Raw genomic sequence first — 11,169 nt, forward strand, 5'->3', positions numbered from 1 at the left:
CTCCATAAATCAACCCGCCGCCTCGCGAAACATGACCGGCTCTCCGTGACCCGCAACGGCGTCGCAATCTTGGATTCGACCGTTTCGGGGAGGTTTTCGGAGGTCGCGTTTGAGGACCGGGCCGTCGGGTTGACGGTTCCGGCCCACGAGGCCGACGGGCAGATCTCGCTGCCGGCGATCGACCCCGTGCACGTCGTCGGGATGTTTCTCGACGCGGACCCGCTGCCACTGGAGCCGGAGAAACCGGTACGGATTGTCCTGCGTTCCTCACGGACGCCCCGCAGGCTCACTATCTATCTGCGCCGGTGACGATGGCGAATTGCCCCGGCCGTAACGGCGTCGCCGCGGGTGCCGCATGGCTCTTTGAAGAAGCCTGACCGCATGAACGAGATTTGCGTCGTCGGGAGCCTCAACATGGACCTCGTCGTGAAGGCGCCGCGTCTCCCTCGGGTAGGCGAGACGATCCTGGGCGGGACGTTCTCGACGTTCCCGGGCGGCAAAGGCGCGAACCAGGCTGTCGCCGCCGCCCGCCTTGGCGCCCGGGTGGCGATGGTGGGCAGGGTCGGCGAGGATGCCTTCGGCCGTCAGTTAGTCGAGAGCCTTCGGCGGGATGGTGTCGATGCGGCTCATGTGCACGCCGATGGCGGCGCCGCGACGGGCGTCGCATTCATCGGTGTGGATCAGGATGGGCGCAACATGATCATGGTCGCTTCGGGCGCCAATTTGCGGTTGCTCCCCGCGGACGTGGATGCGGCGCACGACACGATCGTTCGGGCCCGCGTGCTGCTCTTGCAGTTGGAAGTGCCAATAGAAACGACCCTCCGCGCGGCGGCGATGGCCAAGGCCGCCGGTGTTCTCGTCTGTCTCGATCCCGCGCCTGCGGCCCCCCTCCCGGATGCTCTATATGCCTGCGTCGATGTCATCACGCCCAACGAGGTCGAGGCCGAGATCCTCACCGGCGTCGAGGTGCATTCATTCGTCGATGCCGAACGCGCCGTCGAGGCGCTCCGCAGGCGGGGCCCGCGCGTGGCCGTGGTGAAGCTCGGGGACCGCGGCGCGTTCTATGCGGGCCCGGAAGGCCGCGGCCCCGTGCCTGCGGTTCGGACCCGCGTCGTGGATACCACGGCGGCGGGCGACGCCTTCACCGCAGCCATGGGCGTTGCTCTCGGCGAGGGACGAGGAGTGGCCGAGGCGGCCGCCTTTGCCGGGAGTGTTGCCGGGATCAAGGTGACCCGGATGGGCGCCCAGGTGGGGATGCCGGCGCGCGCCGAAGTGGAGGCTGCCATGCGGAGCGCCGGGGAGCCGTGAACCGATGACGGACGTCATCATTGTCGGCGGCGGGCACAACGGCCTCGTGTGCGCGGCCTATCTGGCGAAAGCCGGCCTTGACGTGCGGCTGCTCGAACGCCGGGACATGGTGGGCGGCGCCTGCGTCACGGAAGAGTTGTTCCCGGGGTACCGGTTTTCCGCGTGCTCCTACTATTGCTACCTGCTCCAGACCAAGGTAATCGAAGACCTCCAACTGCGCCGTCACGGGTTCCACGTGTCCCCCCTTGCTCCGTTGAAGTGCTGTCTCTACCCGGACGGCCGCGCGCTCCTGACGTGGGACAGCGTGGAACAAACCCAGGAGGCGATTGGGCGCTTTTCCAAGCGGGACGCCGAGGCGTATCCGCGCTGGGTGGCGTTTTGGGAGCGCGCCGCGGCCTTGATTCACCCGTACTTTCTTACGGCGCCCCCGACGCTGGCCGAATTGGCGGCCCGGCTGCGCACGCCCGACGACCGCACGTTTCTGGACCGGTTGCTTGCGGCAAGCGTCGAGGACGTGGTCACCGAGTTTTTCGAGGACGAGGCCATTCGCGGCGCGTTCATCCACGCGCACGATGCCGGCGACCCGACCGCCCCCGGCAGCGCCTGGTGCTTTACGTACATCAGATCCAGCGCTTTCACTCCTCGAGAGAACACCGGCATCGTTCGGGGCGGGATGGGCACCATCACTCAGGCAATGGCGGCGGCGGCGCGGTCACACGGGGTGACGGTAGAGACGGGCGTCGCCGTTGCGGAGATCCTGGTCGAGGGCGGCGCCGCCGTCGGCGTTCGCCTGGCGGACGGCGGGGAAATTCGCGCGCGCGTCGTCGCGTCGAACGCCGACCCGAAGCGCACGTTCCTGCGGCTCGTCGGCCAAGAACACCTGCCCGCCGAATTTCGCCGCACAGTCGGGCGGCTCAAGACGAACACGGCGTATTTCAAGTTTCACGCGGCGCTCAGCCGGCTTCCCGATCTCTCCCGATACTTCCGTGGCGACTACGACGCGCGCTACCTCGGCTATACGAAGATCTCGCCCTCGATCGAATACTTCAAGCAGAGCTGGGATGACGCCAAGCACGGCCGGCCGCCCCGCGCGCCCGTGATGGACATCCAAATCCCATCGGGCTACGACCGGACGATGGCTCCCGAAGGGAAGCACGTGATGTCGATCTGGGCCTCGTACGCGCCGGTGCGTCTGGCCGAGGGAACGTGGGACGAGAGGCGCGACGAGGTGGGCGAACATTTCATCGACGTCCTGGCGCGGTACGCGCCGGACATTCGGGACTGCCTTGTCGACTGGCAGCTCTTCACCCCGCGGGATCTCGAGGAGCGCGTCGGCCTCACCGACGGCAACATCCGCCATCTCGACATCGTCCCGAGCCAGTTTCTTGCCGGCCGGCCGATGCCCGGCTGGGCGCACTATCGGACTCCGATCAAGGGCTTGTACCTATGCGGCGCCGGCACGCATCCGGGCGGGGAAGTCACGGGCGCGCCGGGTCACAACGCGGCGCACGCGATACTCGCGGATATCGCGTGACGGCTATTTCCGGCATTGACGGTCTTCACATGTTGGCTATACTTGTGGCCATAATGTGACGCATTACGGCAAGCCGTACGCTCTCATCCAGCCGTTGTCGGAACGTGACCTGGAGAGCCTGGGGTGGAGACAACTCGGCGAGGCTCGTCTTCGGGAAGCTTGGGAGGGAGAGGACGATGCCCTCTACGATTACCTTTGAGCGGGGCAGGTAATCGTTGTCGACGTGCCGTTCTCGGATGATCCGGGACCAAGCCCCGACCGGCGCTGATTGTCAGCGCCAACGCGCGTCATCGTGACCTTCCCGACATCATCGTGTGCCCGATCAGTAGTCAGCCCCGGTACTTCACGCGCCCCGGACTAGGCGACTCTCCGCTACGGGTGTGGCGCGCCGTTGGGCTCCGTCATCCGAGCACGCTGCGTGTCTCCAAGTCACTCGCGATCGATAAGCGCATAGTCCGTAGAACGCTCGGGACGGCGTCGCCGGAAGACCTCGCGCACAGCGATGGAGCGCTGCGCCAGGCATGGCCCTCGCCTGAGAAGAGCCTTCCAAGGCCGTAGCCGGATGCACGAGGGTTGCAGACCGGGCGAGGCGCATTTCATCGTGGCGGTCCCATGGAAATGTGGCCGGGCGGGCGGAGCCGGGAGGCGGGTTGATGTTCTCGTTGGCCGGGAAGGCCTGTGTCGTGACGGGCGCGAGCCGGGGTCTCGGGCGCGCGATCGCGCTCGCGTTCGCGGAACAGGGGGCCGCCGTGCTGCTGGCCGCCCGAAACCGCGCGGACCTGGAAGCGGTGCAGGGGCAGATCGCCGCGCGGGGAGGGCGCGCGGCCGTGCAACCGACGGACGTCACTGACATCGAACAACTGCGCGCCGCCGCCGCGGCAGCGGTCGGCCACTTCGGCAAGATCGACGTGTGGGTCAACAACGCCGGCGGATTCACCGACGTGCCGGGGAGTGCCACGGAGTGGCTGGACGTGACCCACGCCGGCTGGGACCAGATGCTCCGGCTCAACCTGACGGCGCAGGTGTTCGGCGCGCAGGCCGCGGCGCGGATCATGCGCGGGCAGCCTGCGGGCGGGGTGATCCTGTTCATGTCCTCGATCGACAGTCTCTACGCGGCGCCCGGAGGCGAGGGCATTTATGGCGCCTGCAAAGCCGCGCTCAACAATGTGACTCAGACGATGGCCGTTGAGCTGGGTCAGCACCGGATCCGGGTGAACGCCATCGCGCCGGCGGTCGTCGAGACGTCGCTCACCGCGCCCTGGCTGGCGACGGAGGAAGACCGGCGGGCGCGCGCGGCCTTCTACCCGCTGCGCCGGGTCGGCCGGCCGGAGGACGTTGCCGCGGCGGCCGTCTACTTCGCCTCGGACGAAGCGGCGTGGGTGTCCGGTGCCGTCCTCTTGGTGTCGGGCGGCGCAGTCGTGACCAGTGACCCGTACCGGTACCTGATGCGCGTGAACCAGCCCGGACCGGCGTAGCACAGGTCCGTTCACGGGCAAGACGCCATTTTAGTGGAAGATCATGCCTCCTTCCACGTTAATGGCCTGGCCGGTGATGTATCTCGCGTCCTCGGAGCACAGGAATGCCACGGCATCTCCCACATCCTCGGGTTGTTCCAAGCGACCCAGCGCGATCGCGTTCACACGGCTCTGGGTGAATTCACCTGGTTCCATCCCCAGCAAGACGCCGGCCTCGCGTTCGATCTTTGCCCACATCTCCGTGTCAACGATGCCGGGGCACACGCAGTTTACGGTGACGCCGCGTTTTCCGTAGGCAACGGCGAGATTGCGCGTGAGGGCGACGACGCCGGCCTTACTGACGTTATAGTGAACGAACGCGGTGCTGCCCGCTTTGGCCGCGATGCTGGCGATGTTGACGATTCTGCCTTGGCCCCGTGCGAGCATGTGCGGCAGCACCGCCTGGCAGGTGAAGTAGGTGCCTTTCAGGTTTGTCGCCTGAACGAGGTCCCACTCTTCTTCGGTAATCTCGAGCGGATCGCTGACGCGGATGATGCCGGCGTTGTTGACGAGGATATCGATTCTTTCGAAAGTCGAGAGCGCCGCGTCCACGAGCGCGCGGCGATCGTTAGCGTGGGCGACGTCGGTCTGAACGGCCAGGGCTCTTCGCCCGGCTGCCCGCACTTCGCCTGCCACGACGGATGCCGTGGCGGTATTCACGTCCGCGATCACGATGTCCGCGCCTTCACGCGCCAGGCGCAGCGCGATCGCGCGACCGATCCCCTGTCCCCCGCCGGTGATGATCGCGACCTTGTCTCTCAGTCCCCGCATGAGTCTCCCCCCGGGGGGCGTCACGGCTTGCTGCCGCGCAGGAATTCCGCCAGCCGATCGTACCATCGGACTTGGTCCTCGACGGTGAAGTGCGCGTTCGCCGGACTGGGATTCGGAGCGACGAACAACCGGGTTCGTCCCGCGGTGAGGGGCTGCGCTCCCAACACAATCCCGGCAGGATCTTCGTGCAGCGCAAACTGCACAAACGGCCGAAACCCGGTCAATCCGTGAAAGCAGGCGACCCGGGGCTGATGCTTTGCCAGACGCCGCAGCAGTCGCGGCGCCCACTCCCGGAAGATCTCACGCGAGAGGTCTCCCGCGTTGCGGCTCGGTACCTTGACCACGTCCGTGAAGCCGATGCCGAATCGCAGCAACGACACATCCTGCTCGGGTCCAAGCGCGGGCTTGCGCAGCGCCCTGCGAATTGGCGCGGACAATAGAGACCGCGAGAACGCCGGCCAAAATCGGCTGGCCGGCCGCGCGAAATAGTGCCCGCGCTCGACCGAGTAGAGTCCAGGGTTGATGCCGACGAAAACGACGCGCAGGCCTGGTCTCAGGTAGTCCGGTAACGTGCGAAACGGGTACCTCTCGCCGGTTGGAGGCACGACGTCGTTTTCTCCGTATGTTCGGCCATCCCTGGTGCTGTCACGCACAGGGCCGGACTCGAAGAGCATGGAATTCCGTAGAAGCGGACATTCCGCCTTCCTCGGTGAGGCGTCCCACGAATCGCCGACGATCATCGGTGCATCTCTGCCGATCGCGAGGTGCTGGTCATGGTGGTGTTCGATCACGTGGCGATAGCGGTTTGCCGCATCCTGGATGCCGAGCCACTCCTGCGGGATCTCCTGGGTGGGACCCCCGGGGAGAGCGGGGCCGGCAACGGTTTCGCCTTCAAGCAATATGTTCTTCCGGGCGGCGTTGTCGAGCTGTTGGAGCCGAAGGGGGACGACAGCTTCCTCGTTCGTTTCCTGCGGGATCGCGGTGAGGGTCTGCACCACATCACGTTCAAGGTCACGGGGCTGCGTTCGTGGGCCGCCAAGCTGCGCGCCGCCGGATACCAGGTTGTGGGTGAGAACTACGATAATCCGGCGTGGCAGGAATTATTTGTTCATCCCAAGAGCGGTCACGGGGTGCTTATTCAGTTCGCCGAAACGCAGGAGGCGTAGGTCGCATCCGCCACGACGACCTCGACCTGCGCGCCGTATTCGGCGCGCTCTCACCCAGGCGTGATCACCAAGCCAAACCGCCGGATCGCGTCAGCCAGCAGCCTGCGGTGACGAATCAAGGGCCCCAGGCCCTTTGCCGTAATCTTCGGCCTGGCGCGTTCGTGGAGTCCCACGGAGATGACGGCTTGTCCCACTCGCGAGCTCCAGACGATTCCCTCCGGGGCGCTTGGATGCATGAATAGCGGCCGCGACCACTGGGTCGAGACCGAATGCGGGGCTGTCAGCAACCAAGGGCCTGCGCCGATCTGCGTGAGGCCGGACGGCGTCCGCAGGTCGACACACGTCAGCGGTTGCGCGAAGGTGATCGTCGCGAGCGCAAAGGTTTCGAGTGTCGTGGCAGACACGGGGACGCGCACGCCATTCGCCGCCCCGACGGGCCCCATGATCAAACCGGCGGCAAGCAATAGACGCTCCGCAAAGGCAGCCACGTCGGTACCGGCGGCGTAGAGCACACCGTCTTGCCGCCGGGGATCGTTGAAGCGGCCGTCCTGCCGGTTGAAATGCAGCGGACGGTGGTCGCCCGGGTACACGCGCCAAGCCGGCTCTTGGATTGTGGTCAGAAGGAGCGTTCGCGCTGCAAGATCGGCCGGCGGCGTAGGGTCATCCGGAGCCCTACCCGAGGCCATATGCCGCGTAGGTACGTGCGAGCGCTACGACCTCGTCAATGCGCCCGGCGCCCAGCGCGTGCAACGGGGTTTCGCCTTCGAGGTCCGGGTGCGGGCTCAACAAGAAGAACACCTGCTGCCATGGGTCATGCGGAGCCAAGGCGTGGATCACCTGTGGAACCCACGGCCAGATTCCGACCGGGCCGAGTTGCCAGGCAATCCGTGCCGGCCCACCGGTAGACCAATGAGACGATGGTTCCGTGCGGCGCAGATCGACGGCCTGCCGGGTCAAATGAAGACGGCGGGCCATCTGCTCGGCGCTTAGCGTACCGCCTTCGGCCTCCAGCACCTGTTGCCGTGCGTCCAAGCCACCGAGCTGAGCCCTGGCGATGACTTCTTCGTCGGTGGCACTGTCCGCGTCCGGAAGCGACGCCTCAAGGGTTGCCAGCACAGCCGTGAGGTCTGAATCCGCGCTGGCCGCCTTCGTCAAGGTGCCGGTATTTGCTGCGCTGAGCGCCGAGCCGGCCGCACGAAGAAAGCGTGTCAGGATAGCCCGACGAAGCGGCTCCTTGGTCTGCTCCATGAGAGTGGCCACAGGAGCGTAAAGCACATCGGACGCCGATAGCACGAGGGCACTTCGCTCCCCGCCGCGTCTTCGAGGGGCTAGTGACGCGCTTGTCGATCGCTGACGGTGGGACATTGGGTGACCGCCGCTGTGTGGCTTGACGATCTATATAATACCATTGCAGAGATAAACCGTCAAGAAGACTTAACCAACTTAACCAGAGGTTCCGCGACGCCGTAGATGAGCTCCATCGAGTCTAGCGTCCGAACGTCACCGGTTTGAGGTCCACGCCGTCCGGATCCTTGAGATAGCCCGGCTTCCGGCCCGCGACCCCCGTCACCCCGTATTGCCAAAGAATTCTCTTGGTGCGCCGGCTGAGGACGATGACGCGGTCATTCTCGTCGTCGTTCAAAAGAAAATTGCCGTTCGGGAGTTCGATCGCTAACGACGGATGATTGAGCATGCCCGGCCCCGACGTGGGTCCGTACGACCACAGGACCTTTCCGCTCCGCGTGACGACAACGACCTTGCCGGGGCGTACGTAATCTACGGTGAGGTACTCTCCCGCCCGGGTCAGCTGCGTGTCCGATGCGTAGGCGACGGGCAGAGGAACGCGATAGAGAATTTTCCCGGTCGCCAGGTCGAGTTCGGACGCGGTTCGTCGCCCGATCTCGGTGACGAGGAGATTCCCGTTGGGGAGGGGAGTGTCGCCGTTGGGGGACATGAAATGCCCCGGCGCGGCGTCGCACCGCCCCGTGACGCCGAACTGCCGCCGGATGTGGCGCGCGGGGGGCGGGTCAAAGAGGAGGACCCGGCAGTTCTTGATGTCCGCGACGGTGATGCGGCCGTCGGGGAGCTGGTAGGCGTCGTCGGGCGTATTGAGATATCCCGGCGCCCTCCCGGCATGGCCGGCACGGCCGTACTCCCACACGATCTTCCGCGTCGCGTAGTCAATGATCGCGATCATGTGGTTGTCTTCCTGGTTGGTGATGATCGTATGGCCGCCGGGCGTGTAGAACGCGTCGTCGGGATCGACAAACGTCTGGCCGGGGGCCAGATCGCCGGGCCGCGGGAACTCCCAGGCGATGCGCTTGTCCGGGGTGACCTCGAGAATTCGGTTGTTGTCCGCGTCGGCGATCAGGACGTTGCCGGTGAGGCCGACGTCGGAATCAGTCGCCGGACCGGCGAGAACGTCCGGCCGGCTGGAGAGCGAGACGACGAGCAACAGCGCGAGCGCAACCACGATGACGCGAGCCGCGGATGAAAGCCGCAACAGAAGATCGCCCCTTCCTCGCCGGTTGGTTCCGGTACAGCCGGCGGACATCATTAGGTACGAGCGTAGCGCAGGCGCGGTCTGAGAGCATATCGGGTCCTGGTTGGATTATGAATTCGCACCAGCGGGCGATCTCGACGGCAACCTCCGGTCCGTGCGGTCCGCGCGGTCGGTGTCCGATCTCGTGCTGGTCAGCCTGCACGCGCACGAGCTGGGGCGCGAGCGCTGGGAGCCGGCCGACGACTACGCGACGCCGCCGATCGATCCGGCCAAGTCGCCGGACGAGTGTTCGGCGAGCTGTCCAGGGACGGCACCCAAAGCTTTCCGGCCGATCGGCACTACTGGGAAACCGTGCTGCCCCTGTGCCGTTTCGAAGACCGGCGTCTTACGGAGATCGTCCTGCATCCGCTCAGTCTTGGCTTCGGTACCGGCTGGCCGGATCGGGGAACGCCGGTCTCGCCAAGCCCGAGCTTGCCGCCGAGATCCTGACGTGGATGCGCGGGCTGTCGGAGCCATTCGGGACGACCATCGAGGTCGCGTCGGGCGCGGGCCGAGTGCAGATCCCCGCGGCGGCCTGAGCGATCAGGAGTCGCCGGAGTCCACGCCCGTTACAGTTGTCCGGCCTCCCGGAGGAACCGCTCGGCCCTCCGCACGACCGGGTAGTCGACAAATTGTCCCCGCACCTCGACGGCGGCCCGGCCGCGGGCTTCGGCCTCCCGGAATGCGGTTACGACATCCCTCGCCCATGCCAGCTCCTCCGGGGTGGGTGCGAAGACGCGGTTGGCCACCCGCACCTGGTCCGGGTGGACACACAGGCGGCCCTGGAACCCCAGCGCCCGGGCGCGCCGGCAGCCGTCTTCGAATCCCGCGGTGTTCTGGAGGTCGAGGTACACGGTGTCGATGGGCGGGTCGAGCTCACCCGAGCGAGAGTATATGGCCATCCGGGTGCGGGCGAACAGCAGCTCGTTCTCTTCTGCCGTTGCCGTGAACCCGACGTCGAGACTCAAATCGACGGCGCCGAAGGTGAGGCGGCGCATCCTCGAGATTCGACTCGCCGCGATCTCGGGGAGATGCACCATCCCCCGCGCCGTCTCAATGAGGGGGAGCAGATCGATACTCCCCGCGGTCAGGCCTCGTTCACGCTCCAGGTGTGTCAGGAATCTGTCGGCCAGGTAGACTTCGAGGGCGCCGCCGACCTTGGGAAGGACAACGCCGTCCACCCCGGATCCGATGATTCCTTCGAGGTCGCCGAAGAACCACGGCGTATCGACACCGTTCACACGCACGTATGCCTTCGTTGTATGAGGCACGTCCACGGCGTCGCGCACGAATTGGCGCGTGCGCGCCTTTTCCGCCGTCGGGACGGTGTCTTCCAGATCGAGGATCGCCGCGTCGGCGGCGGCATGATGCAGCGCTCGGGTGGTCGCCTCCGCGTCGTTGCCCGGAGCGAACAGCATGCTTCGCAACACCTGTCTCCCCTCTAGGCCAGCGCCTCCGCGACGCTCTGCCGGAGGAGCCGCCCGAGCTCCGCGATCTGGTCCGCGGAGATCGTGAGCGGCGGTCCCACGAGAATCTGAGTGCCGACGGTGCCGGGGAGCGATCCGCCCGCCGGATACACGAGAAGCCCGTTGCGCGTCGCGGCCGCCGCGACCGCCGGTCCCGGCGCCGCCGCCGCCGGGTGGCCGGCCGGCACCTGGAAATCCACGCCCCACATGAGACCGAGTCCGCGCACCTCGGCGACCGCGGCGTGCGAGCGGAGGGGCTCGAGCTCGTCGCGGACCAGCCCGCCTTTCCGCCCGGCCGCCGCAACGAGCTCATGCGTCCGGATGTAGTCCAGCACCGCCGCGGCGGTCGCGCACGCGAGCGGGTTGCCGGCGTACGTGTGCCCGTGGACGAACCGTCCGGAGACCGCGAGGATCCGATCCGCGATCCGCTCGCGGACGATCGCGGCGCCGACCGGGATGTAGCCGGCCCCGAGCCCCTTCGAGCAGGTGATGATGTCCGGCACCACGTGCCAGTGATCGATGGCGAAGTTCGCGCCGGTCCGGCCGAGCCCGGTCATCACCTCGTCGGCGATGAACAGGACGCCGTGCCGGTCGCAAATCTCGCGAATCGCGGGAAAATACTCGGGCGGGGGGACGACCGCGGCGTTGGCCGCGCCCGACACCGGCTCGGCGATGAAGGCGGCGACGGTGTCGGGTCCTTCCCGCCGGATCGCGTCGTCGAGCGCGGACGCGCACTCGATGCGGCAGCGGCCGTACTCGAGCCCGAACGGGCAGCGGCGGCAATGCACTTCCGGGATCTGCGGAAACGGGAGCAGGAGGGGCTCGTAGGGTCCGCGGCGCGCGGCGAACCCCGAGGCCGACAGCGCGC

At 66.7% G+C, this 11,169-nt stretch carries 12 protein-coding genes; 5 read left to right on the forward strand and 7 right to left on the reverse strand.

Going from position 1 to position 11,169, the window contains the following annotated elements; all coding sequences use genetic code 11:
• Positions 1–69 precede the first annotated feature (69 nt).
• The 4 genes from VGZ23_02420 (at position 70) to VGZ23_02435 (ending at position 4,317) form a co-directional block, all read left to right on the forward strand.
• A complete protein-coding gene (locus VGZ23_02420) occupies positions 70–309 on the forward strand; it encodes a hypothetical protein (GenBank protein ID HEV2356454.1) in 240 nt (79 codons plus the stop codon).
• Between the two features lie 72 nt (positions 310–381).
• Entirely contained in the window at positions 382–1,308 is a 927-nt protein-coding gene (gene rbsK / locus VGZ23_02425; GenBank protein ID HEV2356455.1) for a ribokinase, read from the forward strand.
• A 4-nt stretch (positions 1,309–1,312) separates the two neighbouring features.
• Positions 1,313–2,842 carry an NAD(P)/FAD-dependent oxidoreductase gene (locus VGZ23_02430; protein ID HEV2356456.1) on the forward strand — a complete coding sequence of 510 codons (1,530 nt, stop codon included), beginning with the start codon at positions 1,313–1,315 and terminating at the stop codon, positions 2,840–2,842.
• Between the two features lie 653 nt (positions 2,843–3,495).
• Positions 3,496–4,317: a glucose 1-dehydrogenase gene (locus VGZ23_02435; protein ID HEV2356457.1), complete on the forward strand. Its 822-nt coding sequence runs from the start codon at positions 3,496–3,498 to the stop codon at positions 4,315–4,317.
• A gap of 30 nt (positions 4,318–4,347) precedes the next feature.
• Here the strand turns inward: VGZ23_02435 and VGZ23_02440 are convergent, their stop codons facing one another.
• Positions 4,348–5,151: an SDR family NAD(P)-dependent oxidoreductase gene (locus VGZ23_02440; GenBank protein ID HEV2356458.1), complete on the reverse strand. Its 804-nt coding sequence runs from the start codon at positions 5,149–5,151 to the stop codon at positions 4,348–4,350.
• The gene (locus VGZ23_02445) at positions 5,148–5,732 is read right to left on the reverse strand and encodes a mismatch-specific DNA-glycosylase (GenBank protein ID HEV2356459.1); all 585 of its coding nucleotides are present in this window, start codon (positions 5,730–5,732) and stop codon (positions 5,148–5,150) included. The genes VGZ23_02440 and VGZ23_02445 overlap by 4 nt, the downstream gene beginning before the upstream one ends.
• Before the next feature lie 168 nt (positions 5,733–5,900).
• Here VGZ23_02445 and VGZ23_02450 point away from each other — a divergent pair, with 168 nt between their 5' ends.
• A complete protein-coding gene (locus VGZ23_02450) occupies positions 5,901–6,293 on the forward strand; it encodes a VOC family protein (GenBank protein ID HEV2356460.1) in 393 nt (130 codons plus the stop codon).
• 50 nt (positions 6,294–6,343) lie between these two features.
• On the opposite strand, the gene VGZ23_02455 is transcribed toward VGZ23_02450, so the two are convergent.
• The 5 genes from VGZ23_02455 to VGZ23_02475 all read right to left on the reverse strand — a co-directional run.
• Positions 6,344–6,979 (reverse strand): RES domain-containing protein, encoded by a 636-nt coding sequence (locus tag VGZ23_02455; protein HEV2356461.1) that lies wholly within the window; start codon positions 6,977–6,979, stop codon positions 6,344–6,346.
• Positions 6,966–7,541: a hypothetical protein gene (locus tag VGZ23_02460; GenBank protein ID HEV2356462.1), complete on the reverse strand. Its 576-nt coding sequence runs from the start codon at positions 7,539–7,541 to the stop codon at positions 6,966–6,968. The genes VGZ23_02455 and VGZ23_02460 overlap by 14 nt, the downstream gene beginning before the upstream one ends.
• 238 nt (positions 7,542–7,779) lie before the next feature.
• Complete coding sequence (locus tag VGZ23_02465) at positions 7,780–8,796, reverse strand: PQQ-binding-like beta-propeller repeat protein (GenBank protein HEV2356463.1); 1,017 nt, start codon at positions 8,794–8,796, stop codon at positions 7,780–7,782.
• Between the two features lie 608 nt (positions 8,797–9,404).
• Complete coding sequence (locus VGZ23_02470; protein ID HEV2356464.1) at positions 9,405–10,253, reverse strand: CoA ester lyase; 849 nt, start codon at positions 10,251–10,253, stop codon at positions 9,405–9,407.
• Positions 10,254–10,276: 23 nt separating this feature from the next.
• A partial coding sequence (locus tag VGZ23_02475) for an aminotransferase class III-fold pyridoxal phosphate-dependent enzyme (protein ID HEV2356465.1) occupies positions 10,277–11,169 on the reverse strand: 893 nt, incomplete at its 5' end.

Source organism: bacterium (assembly GCA_035945995.1).
Classification (GTDB): domain Bacteria; phylum Sysuimicrobiota; class Sysuimicrobiia; order Sysuimicrobiales; family Segetimicrobiaceae; genus DASSJF01.

Coding starts and splice junctions, on each gene's coding strand:
- rbsK (HEV2356455.1), top strand. CDS start 382: ATGAACGAGATTTGCGTCGTCGGGAGCCTCAACATGGACCTCGTCGTG.
- VGZ23_02430 (HEV2356456.1), top strand. CDS start 1,313: ATGACGGACGTCATCATTGTCGGCGGCGGGCACAACGGCCTCGTGTGC.
- VGZ23_02435 (HEV2356457.1), top strand. CDS start 3,496: ATGTTCTCGTTGGCCGGGAAGGCCTGTGTCGTGACGGGCGCGAGCCGG.
- VGZ23_02460 (HEV2356462.1), bottom strand. CDS start 7,541: ATGGAGCAGACCAAGGAGCCGCTTCGTCGGGCTATCCTGACACGCTTT.
- VGZ23_02450 (HEV2356460.1), top strand. CDS start 5,901: ATGGTGGTGTTCGATCACGTGGCGATAGCGGTTTGCCGCATCCTGGAT.
- VGZ23_02470 (HEV2356464.1), bottom strand. CDS start 10,253: ATGCTGTTCGCTCCGGGCAACGACGCGGAGGCGACCACCCGAGCGCTG.
- VGZ23_02455 (HEV2356461.1), bottom strand. CDS start 6,979: ATGGCCTCGGGTAGGGCTCCGGATGACCCTACGCCGCCGGCCGATCTT.